This window comes from Rhizobium sp. Leaf306 (genome assembly GCF_001423425.1).
Taxonomy (GTDB): domain Bacteria; phylum Pseudomonadota; class Alphaproteobacteria; order Rhizobiales; family Rhizobiaceae; genus Neorhizobium; species Neorhizobium soli.
Genome location: NZ_LMNX01000002.1, coordinates 555540 through 575807 on the forward strand (window position 1 = coordinate 555540; position 20268 = coordinate 575807).

Sequence of the window (20268 nt, forward strand, 5' to 3'; positions counted from 1 at the left end):
GTGGCTCAGACTTCGTCCTTGCCCGACAGGAGGATGCAGACCAGCGTGATCACGGCAGCGATGCCGAGATAGTAGCCGACATAGGCCATGCCGTAATTGGCCTGGAGGTAGGTTGCGATATAGGGCGCAAGCGACGCGCCGAAGATGCCGGCAAGATTGAAGGTGATCGACGAGCCCGTATAGCGGACAGCGGTCGGGAAGGGCGCGGCCAGCGCCGTTCCGATCAGGCCGTAGGTCATGCCCATCAGCACCATCGCCAGTACGACGAACAGGAAGATCATGCCTTCGCCATTGGTCATCAGTGCTGGCAGGACAAACGAGAACAGCCCGATCAGCACCGTCGTCACGATCAGCATCTCGCGGCGTCCGTAGCGGTCACCCAGCTTGCCGACGATCGGAATAAAGATGCCGAACACGATCGAGCCGAGCAACTGCACCTCGAGCGCATCGAGGAACGGCATCTTCAGGATCTTGACGTTGTAGGACAGAAGATAGGCCGAGCCGATGTAGAACAGCACGAAGGTTGCAAGCGCCACGAAAGTGCCAAGCGCCAGGCTGCGCTTGTGCGTGCGGAACAGTTCCACGACCGGGATCTCGACCCGCTCCTGCTTGTCGATTGTCTTCTGGAAGGCTGGCGTCTCGGTGATCGAGAGGCGTACCCAGAGGCCAACGGCAATCAGCAGGATCGATGCAATGAACGGAATGCGCCAGCCCCAGGACAGAAGCGCTTCCTGCGACATGAAGTGCAGCAGGATCCAGAACACGCCCGAAGACAGGAACAGGCCGACAGGAGCGCCAAGCTGCGGGAACATGCCGTACCAGGTGCGCTTACCCGGAGGTGCGTTTTCAGTCGCGAGCAGAACGGCACCGCCCCATTCGCCGCCGAGGCCAAAGCCCTGGCCGAAACGGCAAAGCGCCAGAAGCAGCGGTGCTGCCACGCCGATCGTCTCATAGGTCGGCAGCAGGCCGATGATCACGGTGGAAATGCCCATGGTCAAAAGTGCGGCAACCAGCGTGGTCTTGCGTCCGATCCGGTCACCGAAATGGCCGAACACGACGGCTCCGAGCGGGCGGGCAAAAAATGCGATCGAGAAGGTTGCGAACGAGGCAAGCAGCGCCGTCGTCGGATCGCTGTTGGGGAAGAACAGCGCCGGGAAGACGAGGACCGCAGCCGTCGCGTAAACGTAGAAATCGAAGAACTCGATCGTCGTGCCGACCAGGCTGGCCGTCAGGACGCGTGCAGGAGAATTCATTGCAACATGCGCTAACGGCTCAGCTGACGGCGAAGCGGGAGGCGTCGCGTTTGTCATACTGATTCCAATTCAGGAGATTTAAATATGCGGCTCTCTAGGAGTACCGGCTGCGACATACAGCAGTTTTCTGACGAGTAAAACAAAAAACGCGCAATAAACGGCACGTTTTCACCCCTGATCCATTGCGATCTTGCCGCGTTCGAGCAGCCGTTCGAGCTTCATGTCCCGTGCGGTACCCTGCGCCCTCAAGTCCTGCATTAACCATTTCAAAATCTAATTTGTGCTTCAATTTCAGCCTGTTGGGTTCTCCCATTAAGGAAAGTAAACGATTTGTTAACCATTTTGGTGCACCAATAGCCTGGCGATCAGATCTGAGAAAGAATCGTTGGTCGTACAAGTTTGGCGCAAGCGATGTCGCTTAAGCCTAAAGCCCTTTTCCGGGAGTGGTTGATGAACGACATGCATGTGGCTGTATTGATGGGAGGGTTTTCCTCCGAGCGGCCGGTTAGCCTGTCTTCCGGCAACGCCTGTGCTGAGGCTTTGGAAGGCGAGGGTTACAAGGTGACGCGGGTTGATGTCGATCGTGATGTCGCAGCGGTTCTTGCCAGCCTGCGCCCGGATGTCGCCTTCAATGCGCTGCATGGTCCCTTCGGTGAAGATGGCACCATCCAGGGTGTGCTCGAATATCTCGAGATCCCCTATACGCATTCCGGCGTTCTGGCCTCCGCTCTCGCGATGGACAAGCAGCAGGCAAAGCACGTGGCCAAGGCTGCCGGTATTCCTGTTGCTGAAGCCAAGGTCATGGATCGCCATGAGTTTACCAACGAGCATCCAATCGCCACGCCTTACGTCGTCAAGCCGGTGCGCGAAGGCTCGTCTTTCGGTGTCGTCATCGTCAAGGAAGGCCAGTCTCACCCGCCGCAGATCATTACCTCGCCGGAATGGAAGTACGGCAGCCAGGTGATGGTCGAGCGTTATGTCTATGGCCGCGAGCTGACCTGCGGCGTCATGGGCGACGTGGCGCTGGGTGTGACGGAAGTCATCCCGAACGGCGACGCGTTCTATGACTACGATGCGAAATATGCGGTCGGTGGTTCGAGCCACGTCATTCCCGCACAAATTTCACCAAATATTTACCAAAAAATTCAATCCTTGGCGCTTGAGGCGCACCGGGCGATGGGGTGCCGTGGCGTCAGTCGCTCGGACTTTCGCTTCGACGACCGGTTTTCCGAAGACGGCGAAGTCATCTGGCTGGAAATCAACACGCAGCCCGGGATGACGCCGACCTCGCTTGTGCCTGAGATGGCTGTTCATGCCGGTCATACTTTTGGTGGTCTCGTCCGTTGGATGGTGGAGGACGCGTCGTGTTTGCGTTGAATAGCAAAAAAGCTGACGATCACGGCCGGGCAAACTATCTCGGCGCTGAAGAGCGTCGTGTACTGCCGCGTCCACTGCGCCGCGTCGTCCGCTTCGGCTTGAGCCTTGCGACGGGCCGCATCCATATCCCTGATCATACCGGCACGTTCGCGACTTTCGGTTTCTTCGCGGTTGTCGGCCTCTACGGAATGTCGCTCGGCGGCCATGCCCAGACGGTTGCCCAGGCGACGACAGCGGCCGTCGGTTTCGCCATCGAAGACGTTCGCGTCTCGGGCAATGACCAGACGTCGGAAATCGACATCCTGCAGCTTCTCGGTCTCGATGGCACGACCTCGCTGGTCGCTCTCGATGTCGATCAGGCGCGCCGCAAGCTGTCTGAGCTTCCCTGGGTTCGCTATGCCGAAGTCCGCAAAGTCTATCCGCGCACGATCGAAGTGATGCTCAAGGAGCGCGAGGCTTTCGGGATCTGGCAGAACGGTTCGGATCTCGCTCTGATCGAAAAGAACGGTTCCATCATCGCGCCGCTGCGGGACAGCAAGTTCGCTTCCCTGCCACTGTTCGTGGGTCGTGAAGCAGACAAGGCCGCATCCGCTTTCGTCGATCAGATGGCTGCGTGGCCGGAGCTTCGCTCGCGGGTAAAGGCGTACGTCCGCGTCGCCGGTCGTCGCTGGGATTTGCACATCGACAACGGCGTTGTCCTGAAGCTGCCGGAAACCCAGGTCGAGACCGCGCTCAGCGTGCTGGCTCGTCTGGAAAAGGAAGAACGGATCTTGGAGCGTGACATCGCTGCCGTCGATCTTCGCCTGCACGACCGCACAACCGTTGAACTTACTTCTGCCGCCACCGAACGCCGCAACGAGGCAGTCGAGGCACGCACGAAGGCGTTGAAGAAGGCAGGAGAGACGTGAGTGTATTCGGTTCTTCCAATTACGGGCTTCCGCACATGAAGCCACTGTCTTCCAAGCGCAGCCACATCGTTTCGGTGCTCGACATCGGCTCGACCAAGGTCGTGTGCATGATTGCGCGGCTGACGCCAAAGCAGGAAAGCCAGATCCTGCCGGGTCGGACCCATCATGTCGAGATCATCGGCATCGGCCACCAGCGTTCGCGCGGCGTCAAGTCCGGCGTCATCGGCGATCTCGATGCGGCGGAAAGCGTCGTCCGTCTTGCGGTTGACGCTGCAGAGCGCATGGCCGGCCTCACGGTCGACAGCCTCATCGTCAATGTTTCTGCCGGTCGTCTGACCAGCGACGTCTATACGGCATCGATCGACCTCGGTGGACAGGAAGTCGAATCGGCCGATCTGAAGCGTGTTCTCGTCGCCGCCAGCCAGAAGTCGGCTCGCCAGGACCGCGCAATCCTTCACTCGCTGCCGACCGGCTTCACGCTGGATGGCGAAGTCGGGATCCGCGATCCGCTGGCGATGTACGGCGATATGCTGGGCGTCGATATGCATGTCGTCACCGCCGAGCGCGTGATGCTGCGTAACCTCGAGCTCTGCATCAACCGGGCGCATCTGTCCGTCGAGGGTATGGTGGCAACGCCTTATGCCAGCGGCCTTGCAGCCCTTGTCGACGACGAAGTCGAACTGGGCTGTGCAGCGATCGACATGGGCGGCGGCACGACAACAATTTCGGTGTTTGCCGAAGGCAAGCTCGTTCATACGGATGCGATCGGTCTCGGTGGCCATCACGTCACCACGGACCTTGCCCGCGGTCTTTCGACCCGGATCGAGGATGCCGAGCGGATGAAGGTCGTGCATGGCTCGGCCGTCTCCAACGGCGCAGACGACCGCGACATGATTTCGGTTCCACCGATCGGCGAGGACGACCGCGACCAGCCGACCCAGGTTCCACGCTCGCTCGTCACCCGAATCGTCAAGGCCCGCATCGAAGAAACGCTGGAACTGATTCGTGACCGGATCCAGAAATCGGGTTTCAGCCCGATCGTCGGCAAGCGCGTGGTTCTGACGGGCGGTGCCAGCCAGTTGACCGGCCTGTCGGAGACGGCCCGTCACATTCTGGCCCGCAATGTTCGTATTGGTCGTCCGATGGGCATTTCCGGCTTGCCGGCTGCCGCCAAGGGCCCGGCCTTTTCGACGGCCGTCGGACTGATGATCTACCCGCAGGTCGCGGACCTCGAAACACATGCATCCCAGAGCGGCCTGATCAGCTCGCTCGGAAATGGAAACGGCCGTCTCGCCCGCGTCGGGCAATGGCTCAAGGAAAGTTTTTGACCCGGGCTCTGCTCCCGGATCAGAGAAGTTGCAATGAATTGGCCAGCTCGGCAATGCGGCCACGAGAAGAAGGACAGGTACAATGACGATCAAGCTTCAAAAGCCTGATATTACCGAGCTGAAGCCTCGGATCACCGTTTTCGGCGTCGGCGGCGGCGGCGGCAATGCCGTCAACAACATGATCACCGCAGGGCTGGAAGGCGTCGATTTCGTCGTTGCCAATACCGATGCCCAGGCGCTGACCATGACCAAGGCCGAGCGGATCATCCAGATGGGTGTGCAGGTCACCGAAGGTCTCGGCGCAGGTTCGCAGCCGGAAGTCGGTCGCGCTGCCGCTGAGGAATGCCTCGACGAGATCATCGATCATCTTAACGGAACGCATATGTGCTTCGTCACCGCCGGCATGGGCGGCGGCACCGGCACCGGTGCTGCTCCAGTCGTTGCACAGGCTGCCCGCAACAAGGGTATCCTCACGGTTGGCGTTGTTACCAAGCCGTTCCACTTCGAAGGCGGTCGCCGCATGCGGCTTGCCGAACAGGGCATCCAGGAACTGCAGAAGTCGGTCGACACGCTGATCGTCATTCCGAACCAGAACCTATTCCGCATCGCCAACGACAAGACGACGTTTGCCGACGCCTTCGCCATGGCCGACCAGGTTCTCTATTCGGGCGTTGCCTGCATCACCGACCTGATGGTCAAGGAAGGCCTCATCAACCTCGACTTCGCGGACGTTCGTTCCGTGATGCGCGAAATGGGCCGTGCGATGATGGGCACCGGTGAAGCTTCGGGTTCGGGCCGCGCGATGCAGGCAGCGGAAGCTGCTATCGCCAACCCGCTGCTCGACGAGACCTCGATGAAGGGTGCACAGGGCCTGCTGATCTCCATCACCGGTGGTCGCGACCTGACGCTGTTCGAAGTCGACGAAGCGGCAACCCGCATCCGCGAAGAAGTCGATCCGGACGCCAACATCATCCTCGGCGCAACCTTCGACGAAGCGCTGGAAGGCATCATCCGCGTTTCCGTGGTTGCCACCGGCATCGACCGCGCCCATGGCGAAATCGACCTGCGTGCCGCTGAAATGCGCGCAGCCCAGAAGCCGATTATCCGTCCTTCGGCGGCCGTTGCTCCGGCTCCGGCCGCACAGCAGCCTGTCATGATGCAGGCACCGGTTCAGGCCGCAGCGCCTGCGCCAATGGCTCCCAAGGCAATCGATCCGATCGCCGAGACCATCCGCCAGGCTGAAGCCGACATGGAACGCGAACTGGCTATCCCGCAGCCGGTCATGCATCAGCCTGCAGCGCCTGCGCCGCAGCCTGTCATGCAGCAGCAGCCGCCGGCCGAAGAGGCTTTCCGTCCGCAGAGCCGTCTGTTTGCACAGTCTGCACCTGCAGAAGCCGCTCCGCAGGTTTCGCGCCCGGCTCCGCAGATGACGCAGCAGCCAGCACCGCGCATGACACAGCCGGTTCAGCAGGAACCTGTCTACCGCGAACCCGTCATGGAACCGGTCCGCATGCCGAAGGTCGAGGATTTTCCGCCGGTCGTAAAGGCCGAGATGGATCACCGCACCCAGCCTGCCAGCCATGTGCAGGAAGAGCGCGGCCCGATGGGGCTTCTGAAGCGAATCACCAACTCGCTTGGCCGCCGTGATGAAGAAGAGCATGTCGAACCGGCCGCCGCTCCGGCACCGGCTCAGCAGCAGCGCCGTCCGCTGTCGCCTGAGGCAAGCCTCTACGCACCGCGTCGCGGCAACCTCGACGATCACGGTCGTTCGGTACCGCAGAGCTCGCAGCATGACGACGATCAGCTCGAAATTCCGGCATTCCTTCGCCGTCAGTCGAACTGATTTGTGGGAGCGTCGCAGCGTCAGCGCGCGGCGTTCAACAAATGTCTGCAGAGCCCGGGTCGTTGCACCCGGGCTTTGTGTATCCGGACGCCTGAGGCGTTAAGGATTTTGTCCTGGACCTCCGGAAAAGTTGCCTTAATTCAGGTTGTTACCGGTAGACGTCCGCGTTTGTGCCTTGAGTCCTAACACCGCGTCATTCTGCGGGTTGGTGGCGTAACAATCCGATACGAACAGTGATTTGGAATGTTAAAGACGCCTGCGTATGTAAGACGATAAATGATGCTGACATGAACGTTTGAGAGGCGTTGTCGCCGGTATCTAACCAAGCTCGATCCCAGACCAGGGGTCTTGAGAGAAGGCATTAGAATGACCATCGGATTGCTCGGTTTCCAGACCACCATCGCGGCCCCGGTTTCTTTGACCGGTATTGGCGTGCATTCGGGGTTTCCGGTCAGCATCACATTCCAGCCTGCTGAAGCCAATTCCGGTATCATCTTCGCGCGTCAGTTTGATGACGGATCTTCTGCCGAATACCGCGCCGTCTCCTCTCAGGTTGGACCGACCGATCTCTGCACGATCCTCGGTTCGTCGCCGGCCACCTGGGTTGCCACGATCGAACACGTGATGGCAGCACTCTACGCGCTCGGGATCGACAACGTGACTGTCGATGTCGATGGCGCCGAAATGCCGATCATGGACGGCAGCTCCTATCCTTTCATTGATGCGATCGAACAGGTCGGCATCGTCAATCTCAATGTGAAGCGTCGCTACATCCGTGTCATCAAGCCGGTCCGAATCGAATCGGGCGCGTCCTGGTCCGAGTTCCGGCCGCATGATGGTACCCGCTTTGAAGTCGAGATCGATTTCGCATCTCCGCTGATCGGCCGTCAGAGCTGGAACGGTGAACTGACCGCAGCGCGGTTCAAGCAGGATCTTTCACGGGCTCGTACATTCGGCTTCATGCGTGACGTCGAGCGCCTTTGGGCTGCTGGCTACGCTCTCGGTTCGTCGCTTGAGAATTCCGTCGTCATTTCCGATGACGAAACGGTCGTGAATGTCGAGGGTCTTCGCTATCAGGACGAATTCGTGCGCCACAAGACGCTGGACGCGGTTGGCGATCTTGCGCTTGCCGGCGCTCAGTTCATCGGCTGCTACCGCTCCTATCGCGGCGGCCACAAGATGAACGCCAATGCGCTGAAAGCTCTGCTCAACGATCCGATGGCTTATGAAATCGTCGAAGCGCCATCGTCGCGGGTTGCGCGCGTGAGGGCCGGAGATTTCGTTCCGGTCAGCGTCAGTGAACTGGCGCCGTCTTTTGCTTGAATAACAACTCCAGTCGACTTGGCCGCTTCCGTTGGAAGCGGCTTTTCTTTTGAATAGCCATGTGTGCTGCGTTCGGTGCCACAAAAATGCGTTAATGGGTGAGCATTGCGTTGCTCTGCCAATACTTTTATGGCTAGAACGACCTGCTTTCGGGCAGCAGGGCAAAACGGGCGGGACATCGGGAATTGTCGAATGGCGTATGCGAAGGCTGTAGAAATGCGTAGAGCGGCAAGGATCGCACTTGTATCGTTGGTGTTTGCGGGTGCCGGTCTCGGCCTTACCGCATGCCAGTCGGACAAAGACATCGACATCACCAAGCTCGGTTTCGAAAGCGAGTCGCCCGAGGCCCTCTACAATCAGGGCCTTGCCAACATGAAGGCGGGCAATATCGTCGAAGCGAGCCGCAAGTTCGACGCCATCGAGAAGCAGAACCCGTTCACCGAATGGGGCCGCAAGGCGCTCGTCATGAGCACGTTCAGCAAGTATCGCATGGGCCGCAACGACGAAGCCATCACCGTCGGTAACCGCTATCTCAACCAGTACCCGCGCTCCGCAGATTCGGCCTACGTGCAGTATCTGGTCGGCCTTGCCTATTCCAAGCAGGTCGCCGACGTCACGCAGGACCAGAAGGCCGCCAACAACACGATCGATGCGATGACCAAGGTCGTCCGTGATTATCCCGATTCGGAATATGTCGAGGATGCGCAGGCCAAGATCCGCTTTGCGCGTGACCAGCTTGCCGGCAAGGAAATGCAGGTCGGGCGATACTATCTCGAGCGCAAGGAATATCTTGCCGCCATCTCGCGCTTCCGCAGGGTCGTCGAGACCTTTTCCAATACCAACCAGGTTGAAGAAGCCCTCGCGCGTCTGACGGAAACCTATTACGCGATGGGCATCGTCGAAGAGGCGCAGACTGCCGCAGCCGTGCTTGGCCGCAACTATCCGGACAGCCAGTGGTACGCAGACTCCTACAAGCTGCTTCAGTCCGGCGGTGTTCAGCCGCGCGAGAACAAGGGCTCGTGGATTGCGCGTGCCGGCGCAAAGCTCGTCGGCGCCTGAGACCTTTCAACCAAGTGCCTGACAGGATAGGCGAGGCCGCATGCTGATCCAGCTTTCGATCCGCGACATCGTTCTGATCGAGAAGCTGGACCTTGCCTTCGAAGCGGGCCTTTCCGTGCTGACCGGCGAGACCGGTGCAGGCAAATCCATCCTTCTCGACAGTCTTTCTCTGGCGCTGGGCGGCCGCGGCGACGGTGGTCTCGTGCGCCATGGCGAGGACAAGGGGCAGGTGACGGCGGTCTTTGACGTGCCGATGAACCATTCCGCCCGCAAGCTTCTGCGCGACAACGGCATAGACGACGACGGCGATCTGATCTTCCGCCGTATCCAGTCGGCCGACGGGCGCACCCGCGCCTCGATCAACGACCAGCCGGTCAGCGTGCAGATGATGCGCCAGGCGGGACAGGTTCTGGTCGAGATCCACGGCCAGCACGACGATCGCGCTCTGATCGATACCGGCGCCCACCGCACGCTTGTCGATTCTTTTGCAGGCCTAAACGATGAGGTTCTCTCGGTTTCCCACCTCTACAAATCCTGGCGGGATGCCGACCGGACCCTGAAGACGCATCGCGCCAAGGTGGAGGCCGCCGCACGCGAGGCCGATTATATCAGGGCCTCGGTCGAGGAACTGGAAGCCCTCTCTCCCCGCGACGGCGAGGAGGAGGAACTGGCCGAGCAGCGCTCGAAGATGCAGAAGTCCGAGCGCATTGCCGGTGATATTTCGGAAGCGTCGGAGTTTCTCAACGGCAACGGTTCGCCTGTACCGCTGATCGCCTCCATGGTGCGCCGCCTCGAGCGCAAGAGCCACGAGGCGCCTGGGCTGCTGGAAGAAACCGTCGAACTGCTGGATCAGGCGCTCAACCATCTGTCGAACGCACAGATGGAAGTGGAAACGGCGCTTCGCCGGACCGAATTCGATCCGCGTGAACTGGAACGGGTCGAAGAACGGCTGTTTGCCCTGCGCGCCGCCGGCCGCAAATATTCGGTCGCCGTCGTCGATCTTCCGGCACTTGCCGAAAAGATGGTGGCGGACCTTGCCGATCTCGATGCGGGCGAGGAACGCCTCGGCGAGCTGGAAAAGCTCGCGGCCGCCGCGAAAGAGGAATTCGATCGGGCGGCACTCGTTCTCTCGGACAAACGTAAAGCGGGCGCGGAGACGCTGGCCGAAGCGGTGATGCAGGAATTGCCGGCGCTGAAGCTGGAGCGGGCCCGCTTCATGGTCGAGGTGACCGCAAATCCGGAGGCTGCGGCTGCCGAGGGTATCGATACGGTCGAATTCCACGTTCAGACCAATCCAGGCACGCGCCCCGGGCCGATCATGAAGGTCGCGTCCGGCGGCGAGCTGTCGCGCTTCCTGCTGGCGCTTAAGGTCGCGCTTGCCGATCGCGGCTCGGCACCAACGCTCGTCTTCGACGAAATCGACACCGGTGTCGGTGGTGCGGTGGCGGATGCGATCGGCCAGCGGCTGAAGCGTCTGTCGGGCACCGTGCAGGTGCTGTCGGTGACCCACGCGCCGCAGGTGGCGGCCCGTGCTGCGACGCATCTTCTGATCTCCAAGGGTCCGGCCGGCGACGGTTCCGACAAGATTGCCACACGGGTGGCGACGATGGCGCCTGAAAACCGCACCGAGGAAATTGCTCGCATGCTGGCCGGCGCTTCGGTAACGGACGAGGCGAGGGCGGCCGCCAGAAGCCTGCTTGCCGGCAACGGCTAGACGGTTATCCGGCAGTCGCGGGAGCGTGCGGGCAGGCTCACCCGGACAGGGCGTAACGCAATCACGTATCCCGAAACGATGCTGCATCTCGTGGCGTTCAGTCACAGCTGTGATGGGCGCTGCTTCTTCCAATCTTCTCAAATTGCACTAGAAATGCCGTTGAAGATGGAGATTCCCGCATGGCCGCCGACCAGACCACGACCGAGACCGCTGTTGACGATCTGACAGAACAGGCCGCGGCCGACGAGCTGGAGCGTTTGGCGAAGGAGCTCTCCCATCACGACGAGCTCTACCACGCCAAGGACGCGCCGGAGATTTCCGATGCCGATTACGACGCGCTGAAGAAGCGTAATGCGGCGATCGAAGAGCGTTACCCGCAGCTGATCCGGGCCGATTCGCCGTCCATCAAGGTTGGTGCAGCACCTCTGCCGACCTTCGCACAGATCACCCATTCGCGACCGATGCTGTCGCTCGACAATGCCTTTGCCGACGACGACGTGCGCGACTTCGTGAACTCCGTCTACCGCTTTCTCGGTCAGTTGCCGGACGGCTCGATCGCCTTTACGGCCGAGCCGAAGATTGACGGGTTGTCGATGTCGATTCGCTACGAGAACGGGATCCTCGTCAATGCCGCGACCCGTGGCGATGGCACGACGGGTGAAAACGTCACTGCCAATATCAAGACGATCAAGGAAATCCCCAACAAGCTTCCGAAAGGCGTTCCCTCGGTCGTCGAGGTTCGCGGCGAAGTCTATATGGGCAAGAGCGATTTCCTGGCGCTCAATGCGGAGATGGAAGCGAAGGGCAAGCAGCTCTACGTCAATCCGCGCAACACGGCGGCAGGCTCTTTGCGCCAGCTCGATGCCAAGGTGACGGCCAGCCGCAAGCTGAAATTCTTCGCCTATGCCTGGGGCGAGATGTCCGAGCCGAACGATCTGCCGAGCACGCAATACGAGATGGTGCAGACCTTCAAGGACTGGGGTTTCCCGGTCAATCCGCTGATGAAGCGGCTGAATTCGCTCGAGGATATTCTCGGTCATTACCGGGAGATCGGCCTCGAGCGCCCCGAGCTCGACTATGATATCGACGGTGTCGTCTACAAGGTCGACCGGCTCGATCTGCAGGCGCGCCTCGGTTTCCGCTCGCGCTCGCCACGCTGGGCGACGGCCCACAAATTCCCCGCCGAGCAGGCATTCACGACGGTCGAGAATATCGATATCCAGGTCGGACGTACCGGCGCGTTGACACCGGTCGCGCGACTGACTCCGATCACCGTCGGCGGTGTCGTCGTCACCAATGCGACGCTGCATAACGAGGATTATATCAAGGGCATCGGCAATTCCGGCGAGCGGATCCGCGAGGACGATCACGACATCCGCATCGGCGACACGGTCATCGTGCAGCGTGCCGGCGACGTCATCCCGCAGGTTCTCGACGTGGTCATGGAAAAGCGGCCGGCGGATGCCAAGGCCTATGAGTTTCCGAAGAAATGCCCGGTCTGCGGCAGTCATGCGGTGCGCGAGAAGAACGAGAAGACCGGCAAGCTCGATTCGGTCACCCGCTGCACCGGCGGCTTCGTCTGCCGCGCGCAGGCGACCGAACACCTGAAGCATTTCGTGTCACGCAATGCCTATGACATCGAAGGGTTGGGGGCAAAGCAGGTCGACTTCTTCTTCGAGGCGGAAGACCCGGCGCTGCAGATCCGCACCGCGCCCGACATTTTCACGCTGAAGAAGCGTCAGGAAACATCTCAACTGCTGAAGCTCGAAAACATCGATGGGTTCGGCAGGGTAAGCGTCCGGAAGCTGTTCGACGCGATCGACGAGCGGCGATCGATCGCGCTCAACCGCTTCATCTACGCGCTCGGCATTCGCCACGTGGGCGAGACGACGGCAAAGCTTCTGGCACGTCACTACGGCACCTACGAGGCCTTCGCCGAGGCCATGAACGACGCGGCCAGTCTCTCGGGCGATGCCTGGGCTGACCTCAACAATATCGAGGGCATCGGCGAGATCGTCGCCCGCGCCATCGTCGAGTTCTTCAAGGAGCCCCGCAATCTCGACGTCGTGACGCGTCTCCTCACCGAGGTGACGCCGCAGGCGGCAGAACAGATCGCCGCGTCGAACAGCCCGGTTGCGGGCAAGACGGTCGTCTTCACCGGTTCTCTGGAGAGGTTCACCCGCGACGAGGCCAAGGCCCGTGCCGAAGGGCTCGGCGCCAAGGTGGCCGGTTCGGTTTCAAAGAAGACCGACTACGTCGTTGCCGGCCCCGGCGCCGGTTCCAAGCTCGACAAGGCAAGGGAACTCGGCGTCGAGGTGATGACGGAAGACGAGTGGCTGACGTTCATCGGGGGCTAAGCATCAGGTTTTCAGCCGCGCCATCGCATAGGCGTCGACATAGTGCCCGTCGCGAAAGGCGTCGTCCCTGAGATGCCCTTCGATAACGAAGCCGTAGCGCTCGTAGAGCCTGATGGCGTCGTGGTTGTCGGTAAAGACGTCGAGTTCCAGGCGGTGCAGGTTCAGCCAGTTGTCGGCAAGGTCGATCGCGGCCTTCATCAAGGCCGAACCGACGCCGCGGCCGACGAAATCGTCGTGCACGCCCATGCCGATCGTCCCGACATGCCGGCGGCGGCCCTGTAGCGGACCGAGGGAGATGCCGCCGATGATGACGCCGTCGAGGTCAGCCACGAGATTCTTTGCGCCGGGCGTCGGGTTTTCCAAATATTGGCGAGTTTCCGCTACGGTCTGGAAAGGCAGCCTCAGAGTGCCGTAGCGATAACCGGGAAGATTGGCGAGGGCCGTGATGGCCACCGCATCGTCAGGTGTCGACGACCTGATGACGTAGCCGTCCAGTCGTTCGGCTCGGGGTGGTTTTTCCTGGATTTCGTCGCTTGATGTCATGATGGCTCTCCTTCAGGTATGACCGAGGCAGAGCGGACCAGCCGATCCCTGCCATCTTCGGCAGGGTGGTGGACGGATGATCGACTAACGCGCCAAACCCGCCACACGCCCTGCAAGGCGGATGGTTATGGTAAGACGGGTAAGGGCGATAGCGTTCATCATGGTCACATTGGGCCTGACAATCATGTGGAGGTCAAGATGCAGGCGGGGATCCGCTTTGCCGAATCGCTCCATCCGGCATAAAAGTCCGATGACCGAAGATTAGGACGCGACCTTGAAGACCATTGCGATCGATTTCGAAACCGCCAACGAACAGCGCGGCAGCGCCTGCTCGGTGGGCCTCGCGTGGATCGAGGACGGTCGTGTGGTGCGGGTCGAGGAACGGCTGATCCGGCCGCGGGATATGCGGTTTTCGTCTTTCAACATCGCCATCCATGGGATCCGGCCCGACCATGTCGAGGATGCCGGCGAGTTTCCCGAAGTGATGGACGAGTTCATCGACGATTTTCGTGGCGCGACGATGATCGCCCATAATGCCGCCTTCGATTTCAGCGTCTGGCGGGCCTGTCTCGACCAGTACCGGCAGTCCTATCCGGAACTGTCTTATCTCTGCAGCGTCAAGATGGCGCAAAAGGTCTGGCCGCATCTGATCTCGCACAAGCTCAATATCCTCGCGCAGCACCTGGGGCTGAGCTTTCTGCATCACAATGCAGCCGAGGATGCGGCGGTCTGCGCCGAAGCCTCGATCGCGATTGCACGGTCGCTTGAGGTCATGCATATCCACGACATCCCGACCGCGATCGGCATGCGGGCAGGGCGGTTGTTTTCCGGTGGCTATGATGCCTGCACATTGCGCAAGCAGTGATCACTTGTAACCCCGCTGCCGAAGCTTATCTCTGATCACGTATCGTTGACTGGAGATTTTGCCACTATGACTCGTTCGAGCCGCCGCCTTGCCGTTCTCGCGACCGCCGCTATCCTCGGCGGTCTTGCCGTTCCCGCTCTTGCCCAGGTGGTCGGCAAGGTCGGCGTCGACTGGATCGGCAACGACATCATCATCGAGGCAGTGCAGGACCCGAAGGTGAAGGGTGTCACCTGCCACGTCACGTATTTCGACCGCAGCGTCATCGACAGGCTGAAGAACGGCAAGTGGTTCGAGGACCCGTCCAACAATTCCATCTCCTGCCGCCAGACCGGGCCGATCGAGATTGGTGACATCGAGCTCGACGACGGTGGCGAGGAAGTGTTTCGCCAGGGTCGGTCGCTGATCTGGAAAGACCTTCTGGTCAAGCGGATCTACGACAAGCCGAACGATACGCTGATCTACCTTGCCCATTCGCGACAGGTTGTCGAAGGATCGGCGAAGATGGCGATCTCCAGCGTGCCGCTGTTCAACCAGCCGGTGACCTGGGAAAAGGGCAAACCCTGATCCGCTCTACGTCCTGACGTAAGAAAACCGGGCTCCTTTCGGAACCCGGTTTCAATTAGGACAGCTCTAAGGCTTACGATCAGGCGGCTTCGCGCGACAGTTCGTCTGCAATGACGGTGTCGAGGTTCAGGAAGCAGACCATGGTCTTTTCCAGGGCAACGATGCCGCGGCAGAAATCGCGCTGGGCTTCCGGAATGATTTCCGGTGCCGGCTGCAGATCTTCGCTTCTGATCGTCATCATGTCGGAGACCTGTTCGACCAGAAGGCCGACCAGCTTGCCGGCGATGTCGGTGACGATGATCGCCGAACGCTCTGATGGTTCGGTCATCTTCATGCCGAGGCGGCAGGCCATGTCGATGACCGGGATCACCGCGCCGCGCAGGTTGATGAGGCCAAGCACGTAAGGCGGAGTATGCGGCATCGGAGTGACCGGCGCCCAACCGCGAATTTCGCGGATCGCCATGATGTCGATGCAGAATTCCTGGTCTCCCAGATGGAAGGAGACGATTTCGAGATAGGCTCCCGACTGCTTGATGGCGTTACTCATGTCGATCATCCTGATGTCGTTTTTTTGAAGGTCTCACGTCCCCGTTAAACTTCCCCTAATCTTTGCCGCCACAACGCGCTTTTTGTTCTATTTCCAGGCCGGTCGACGATGCTATAGTGGGTCATGCAACCGATCGCTCCATCGCTTCGACTTCCGGTTTTTCTGATCGCCGCGCTTGCCGCGATGCTGATCGGCGTCCTCGCTTTTGTTGGTTGGGCGCAGCACGGTTCTTCCATCTTCCTCGCGACGGCCGAGGGAACGCTCTCCTGGTGCATGTGACGGCCACGTCTGTGAAAACGTGGTGGTGATTTGCAACAATCGTCGTCTGCGGCTATCAGCGGTCACGATCTCAACTGATGATGCAGCAGGCAAACTACGATGAAGACTTTCCGAATTGTACTTTGGCTCGCCGTCGTCATTCTGGCCGGTGTTCTGGCCTGGCTGACCCTGGAGGTCACGCGTTCGAAGCAGCAGGTTGCCGAAGGGCCGTTCGGTGTGCCGTTCGAGCTTGTGGCGCAGGATGGCAGCCCGATCACCGAAGCAGCGTTCCGCGACAAACCGACGGCCGTGTTCTTCGGCTTTACCCATTGCCCGGAAGTCTGCCCGACAACGCTGTTCGAGCTGAACACCTGGCTGCATCAGGTCGATCCCGATGGCACCAAGCTCAACGCTTACTTTGTGAGCGTCGACCCGGAGCGCGATACGCCGGAGCTGATGGGACAGTATGTCTCGAATGTCTCCGACCGTATTCGCGGTATCTCAGGCCCGCCTGCCAAGGTGATGGAGATGGTCAAAGGGTTTCGCGTGCTCGCCCGCAAGGTGCCGGTGGATGAGAAGAACCCTGGCGGCGATTACACGATGGACCATACGGCATCGATTTTCCTCCTGAAGGACGGCGGCCGTTTTGCCGGGACGATCGCTTACGGCGAGGATCCAGCTGCTGCTGCAAAGAAGCTCGAGAACCTGACCAAGGGATAAGTCGCTTGAGGCGGATGCCTTATCTGTGGCAAAGCTTGCCGCGAAGATTATGAAAGGCGACTTCCTTTGAGTGAAATCCGGCTTTACGTGACATCCACCGAAATCGGTTCGGCCGAGATCCTCGACCTCCTGTCGCTGGAGTTCGGCGAAGAGGACGTGGCGATTGCCACGACCGAGGTGGACGAGAAGAAGGATATCTGGGAAGCCTCCGTCTACATGATGGCGGACGACGAAGAGGTCTTCAGAGAACGCATCGCAAAGGCGATCAGCGAGGATTTTCCCGATCTTTCGATTGCGATGGAGGTTATCCCGGATGTCGACTGGATTGCCAAATCGCTCGAAGGGCTCAAGCCTGTCAGGGCAGGGCGGTTTCTGGTTCATGGCTCGCATGACCGCGACAAGGTCAAGATCAATGACATTGCCATAGAGATCGATGCTGGACAGGCGTTCGGGACCGGCCATCATGGGACAACGGCGGGGTGCCTCGAGGTGATCGACACGGTCGTTCGAGCAACCGAGCCGAGAAATGCGCTCGATCTGGGAACGGGCAGCGGCGTTCTGGCGATTGCGGTGCGCAAGTTGCGCAACATCCCGGTTCTTGCAACGGACATCGATCCGGTCGCCGTTCGGGTTGCCAAGGAGAATGTTCGCCGCAACGGCATTGCCAGCGGACTGCGGCTGGAGACGGCACCGGGTTTCCACTCCTCGGCCTTTCGCCAGGACGGTCCGTTCGACCTCATCATCGCCAATATTCTGGCGCGGCCGTTGATCAAGATGGCGCCGCAGCTGGTGACGCATCTGACACCGGGCGGATCGGTGATCCTGTCCGGTATTCTAGCCGAGCAGCGCTGGAAGGTGATTTCCGCTTATGCAGGCGCCCGCTGCCGGCATGTGCGCACGATCTGGCGCAACGGCTGGGTGACCATGCACTTCGTGCGAGGCATGTGATGGGCCATGGGCTGGCCTGTCAGGTTCTGTAGGCTTGCCGGCACACCGAGTTGCGTGCCGGGTATCGCGTCGTCTTCAAATCAGAAGATGTAACGGGTCGCACCCTGGCGCTGAAGTTCTTCGCGCGTCGTGCCGAGGCTCTTCAGCGTCGCATCATCAAGGCCAAGCATTGCGCCGTTGACGTAACGGGAGACCTGACGCTGACGGGCTTCGACCACGCGGTTCATTGCATTGCGGAGAAATGAGTTGGCCATCGTGTTCGTCCTTTTCAAAGTGATGACCCCAGAAGTCATCGAACCTTGACGACACCTTAAATGATAAAAAATGAGGCAGGCAGTGGGTCTGCATCATGTGTGGCATGCGTCGGCTGCATGGATAGGTTCCTGACACTGACTGCCCTGTCACGTATCTGCATAGGATACTGGCGGCGGCGCGGGGAAATGTTCTAACATGGCGGCCATCAGTCGGAATCAAACCAGCCGGAATTCACTCATGTTTCAATCGTTCGAGACCAAGTCCGCCCCGCAGTTCGGCCGCGAAAGGGTGACTGCCCTGCGCGACGGCTTTGCCGAACTCGGCATCGACGGGTTTCTCGTGCCCCGCGCCGACGAGTATCAGGGCGAGTATGTGCCTGAGTCGGCCGAGCGCCTGTCGTGGTTGACCGGCTTTACCGGATCTGCCGGCATGGCGCTCATCACGCAGCGTGAAGCGATCGTCTTCGTTGACGGGCGTTACGTGACGCAACTGGCCGAACAGGTTGACGGAACTGTGTTTTCCGGCGGCGATCTGGTCGGCGAGCCGCCGCATGCCTGGATTGCGAAACATGCGCCGAAAGGGGTCCGCCTCGGCATCGACCCTTGGCTGCATGCCGGTGCGGAAGTGCGCAGGCTGGAAAAGGCGCTTGCGGAGATCGGCGGCACGCTGGTTTCGCTGGCCCACAATCCGCTCGATGCGATCTGGAGCGATCGCCCTGCGGAACCGGTTGGCGCGTTGACCATCCAGAGAGAAGAGTTTGCCGGAAAGCCGGCCGGCGACAAGCTGAGCGAGATCGCGCGGCAGACCGAAGCGAAGGGACTGTCTGCGGTACTGATCACGGATCCGTCCTCCGTCGCCTGGATCTTCAATGTTCGCGGGGCTGACGTGCCGCACACGCCACACCCGCTGGCGCGCGCGATCGTCTTTGCAAACGGCAAGGCAGAACTCTTCATCGATGCGGCAAAGCTCGGGAGCGAAGAGGCGGTTTACCTGGACGCTCTCGCCCTCCGGCGGGATCCCTCCGAGTTCCTCGGGCGTCTTGCTGAGGTTTCAAAAGACGGCGCCCGCATCCTGATCGATCCGGATCTGACACCGCTCGCGCTGACGGCTGCAATCGTCGCAGCTGGCGGCGAGGTGATCGAGGGGATCGATCCGGCAAAGCTGCCGCGCGCCTGCAAGAATTCGGCGGAACTCGATGGATCGGCGAAGGCGCATCTGCAGGATGGCGCGGCTGTCGTCGAGTTTCTGTGCTGGTTGGATGGCCAGACGCCGGGCTCAATCACCGAGATCGATGCGGTAAAGACGCTGGAAGCGACCCGGGCCCGCGTCGGCCAGAGCATGCAGAACCCGCTGAAGGACGTTTCCTTCGATACGATTTCCGGTGCCGGAGAGCATGCTGCGATCATGCATTACCGGGTGACGTCCGAAAGCAACCGGCAGATCCTGCCCGGCGAACTGTTCCTGATCGATTCGGGCGCGCAGTATGTCAACGGAACGACGGATATCACCCGCACGGTTGCGGTCGGCTCGGTTTCCGAGGATCGCAAGCGCTTCTTCACGCTGGTTCTGAAGGGCATGATCGCCATTAGCATGGCGAAGTTTCCGAAGGGAACGCGCGGCTGCGATCTCGATCCGCTGGCGCGTATCGCGCTGTGGAAGGCGGGGGCGGATTTCGCGCATGGCACGGGACACGGCGTCGGGTCCTATCTCTCCGTGCATGAGGGACCGCAGCGTATTTCGCGGATGTCGACGCAGGAGCTTCTGCCCGGCATGATCCTTTCGAACGAGCCCGGCTATTATCGCCCCGGCGCCTTCGGGATCCGCATCGAGAACCTGATCTTCGTGAACGATGCCGCGCCTGTCGAGGGTGGGGACATGCCGGTTCTGTCGTTCGAGACGCTGACCTGGTGCCCGATCGATCGCCGGCTTGTGGTCGCCTCGCTGATGACCTCGGAAGAACTGCAGTGGCTGAACGACTATCACACACAGGTGCGCGAAAAACTGATGCCGCTGATCGACAAGGATTCGGTCAAGACCTGGCTCACAACTGCGACGGCGCCGATCTCCGGCTGAGCCGGATTACATCCCGATACCGAAACCGTGCCGGGCGGCCATGACTGCCGCCCAGCCGACGACGAGGACCATGAGGCCCGGAAAACGCAGTCCGAACACCAGCGCCGCGATCATCGCAATGCGCACGTCCCAGCCGCTGTTGACGAAGGGTGGAGCGACGAGTGTCACCAGAACGGCGGCCGGCACGGCGTTGAGGGCCGATTCCACCCGTGGCGGTATGCGTTTCAGGCTGTTGACAAGGATGTAGCCGCCGAGCCGCGTGGCGTATGTCGCAATTGCCGCCATCAGGATCAGGGTGACGGTCTGGCTATCGACGGAGAAGGCGCTCATGCC

At 60.6% G+C, this 20268-nt stretch carries 19 protein-coding genes; 14 read left to right on the forward strand and 5 right to left on the reverse strand.

Annotated features, from left to right (window positions below; translation table 11 throughout):
* Nucleotides 1-5 precede the first annotated feature (5 nt).
* Nucleotides 6-1310 (reverse strand): MFS transporter, encoded by a 1305-nt coding sequence (locus ASG19_RS10495; protein ID WP_062456185.1) that lies wholly within the window; start codon nucleotides 1308-1310, stop codon nucleotides 6-8.
* 393 nt (nucleotides 1311-1703) lie between these two features.
* Between ASG19_RS10495 and ASG19_RS10500 the strand changes: the two genes are divergently transcribed.
* The 8 genes from ASG19_RS10500 (at nucleotide 1704) to ligA (ending at nucleotide 13162) form a co-directional block, all read left to right on the forward strand.
* Nucleotides 1704-2630, forward strand: coding sequence for a D-alanine--D-alanine ligase (locus ASG19_RS10500; RefSeq protein ID WP_062456188.1), 927 nt, complete (start codon nucleotides 1704-1706; stop codon nucleotides 2628-2630).
* Nucleotides 2618-3538 carry a cell division protein FtsQ/DivIB gene (locus tag ASG19_RS10505; protein ID WP_062456190.1) on the forward strand — a complete coding sequence of 307 codons (921 nt, stop codon included), beginning with the start codon at nucleotides 2618-2620 and terminating at the stop codon, nucleotides 3536-3538. The genes ASG19_RS10500 and ASG19_RS10505 overlap by 13 nt, the downstream gene beginning before the upstream one ends.
* Complete coding sequence (gene ftsA / locus ASG19_RS10510) at nucleotides 3535-4866, forward strand: cell division protein FtsA (protein WP_062456193.1); 1332 nt, start codon at nucleotides 3535-3537, stop codon at nucleotides 4864-4866. The genes ASG19_RS10505 and ftsA overlap by 4 nt, the downstream gene beginning before the upstream one ends.
* A gap of 82 nt (nucleotides 4867-4948) precedes the next feature.
* Entirely contained in the window at nucleotides 4949-6709 is a 1761-nt protein-coding gene (gene ftsZ / locus ASG19_RS10515; RefSeq protein WP_062456196.1) for a cell division protein FtsZ, read from the forward strand.
* A gap of 366 nt (nucleotides 6710-7075) precedes the next feature.
* Complete coding sequence (lpxC, locus tag ASG19_RS10520) at nucleotides 7076-8032, forward strand: UDP-3-O-acyl-N-acetylglucosamine deacetylase (protein WP_062456199.1); 957 nt, start codon at nucleotides 7076-7078, stop codon at nucleotides 8030-8032.
* A 192-nt stretch (nucleotides 8033-8224) separates the two neighbouring features.
* On the forward strand, nucleotides 8225-9091 hold the full coding sequence (locus tag ASG19_RS10525; RefSeq protein WP_062456202.1) for an outer membrane protein assembly factor BamD: 867 nt from the start codon (nucleotides 8225-8227) through the stop codon (nucleotides 9089-9091).
* Nucleotides 9092-9131: 40 nt separating this feature from the next.
* Nucleotides 9132-10805 carry a DNA repair protein RecN gene (gene recN, locus ASG19_RS10530; protein ID WP_062456205.1) on the forward strand — a complete coding sequence of 558 codons (1674 nt, stop codon included), beginning with the start codon at nucleotides 9132-9134 and terminating at the stop codon, nucleotides 10803-10805.
* 179 nt (nucleotides 10806-10984) lie between these two features.
* A complete protein-coding gene (ligA, locus tag ASG19_RS10535) occupies nucleotides 10985-13162 on the forward strand; it encodes an NAD-dependent DNA ligase LigA (RefSeq protein ID WP_062456208.1) in 2178 nt (725 codons plus the stop codon).
* Nucleotides 13163-13165: 3 nt separating this feature from the next.
* Here the strand turns inward: ligA and ASG19_RS10540 are convergent, their stop codons facing one another.
* Entirely contained in the window at nucleotides 13166-13705 is a 540-nt protein-coding gene (locus ASG19_RS10540; protein WP_062456211.1) for a GNAT family N-acetyltransferase, read from the reverse strand.
* Between the two features lie 274 nt (nucleotides 13706-13979).
* Between ASG19_RS10540 and ASG19_RS10545 the strand changes: the two genes are divergently transcribed.
* Nucleotides 13980-14570, forward strand: coding sequence for a 3'-5' exonuclease (locus ASG19_RS10545; RefSeq protein WP_062456214.1), 591 nt, complete (start codon nucleotides 13980-13982; stop codon nucleotides 14568-14570).
* 66 nt (nucleotides 14571-14636) lie between these two features.
* Nucleotides 14637-15134, forward strand: coding sequence for a CreA family protein (locus tag ASG19_RS10550; RefSeq protein ID WP_062456218.1), 498 nt, complete (start codon nucleotides 14637-14639; stop codon nucleotides 15132-15134).
* Between the two features lie 79 nt (nucleotides 15135-15213).
* On the opposite strand, the gene ASG19_RS10555 is transcribed toward ASG19_RS10550, so the two are convergent.
* Nucleotides 15214-15681: a chemotaxis protein CheW gene (locus ASG19_RS10555; protein ID WP_062457968.1), complete on the reverse strand. Its 468-nt coding sequence runs from the start codon at nucleotides 15679-15681 to the stop codon at nucleotides 15214-15216.
* Nucleotides 15682-15804: 123 nt separating this feature from the next.
* Here ASG19_RS10555 and ASG19_RS23880 point away from each other — a divergent pair, with 123 nt between their 5' ends.
* From ASG19_RS23880 to ASG19_RS10565, 3 genes are all read left to right on the forward strand, one after another.
* Nucleotides 15805-15960, forward strand: coding sequence for a hypothetical protein (locus ASG19_RS23880; RefSeq protein ID WP_156466476.1), 156 nt, complete (start codon nucleotides 15805-15807; stop codon nucleotides 15958-15960).
* 99 nt (nucleotides 15961-16059) lie between these two features.
* Nucleotides 16060-16659 carry an SCO family protein gene (locus tag ASG19_RS10560; protein ID WP_062456221.1) on the forward strand — a complete coding sequence of 200 codons (600 nt, stop codon included), beginning with the start codon at nucleotides 16060-16062 and terminating at the stop codon, nucleotides 16657-16659.
* 66 nt (nucleotides 16660-16725) lie between these two features.
* A complete protein-coding gene (locus ASG19_RS10565; RefSeq protein WP_062456224.1) occupies nucleotides 16726-17607 on the forward strand; it encodes a 50S ribosomal protein L11 methyltransferase in 882 nt (293 codons plus the stop codon).
* Between the two features lie 80 nt (nucleotides 17608-17687).
* Here the strand turns inward: ASG19_RS10565 and ASG19_RS24210 are convergent, their stop codons facing one another.
* Complete coding sequence (locus ASG19_RS24210) at nucleotides 17688-17861, reverse strand: hypothetical protein (RefSeq protein WP_062456227.1); 174 nt, start codon at nucleotides 17859-17861, stop codon at nucleotides 17688-17690.
* Nucleotides 17862-18099: 238 nt separating this feature from the next.
* Here ASG19_RS24210 and ASG19_RS10575 point away from each other — a divergent pair, with 238 nt between their 5' ends.
* The gene (locus ASG19_RS10575; RefSeq protein WP_062456231.1) at nucleotides 18100-19935 is read left to right on the forward strand and encodes an aminopeptidase P family protein; all 1836 of its coding nucleotides are present in this window, start codon (nucleotides 18100-18102) and stop codon (nucleotides 19933-19935) included.
* Nucleotides 19936-19941: 6 nt separating this feature from the next.
* Here ASG19_RS10575 and ASG19_RS10580 read toward each other — a convergent pair whose 3' ends face one another.
* Complete coding sequence (locus ASG19_RS10580; protein ID WP_062457971.1) at nucleotides 19942-20265, reverse strand: AzlD family protein; 324 nt, start codon at nucleotides 20263-20265, stop codon at nucleotides 19942-19944.
* Nucleotides 20266-20268 lie beyond the last annotated feature (3 nt).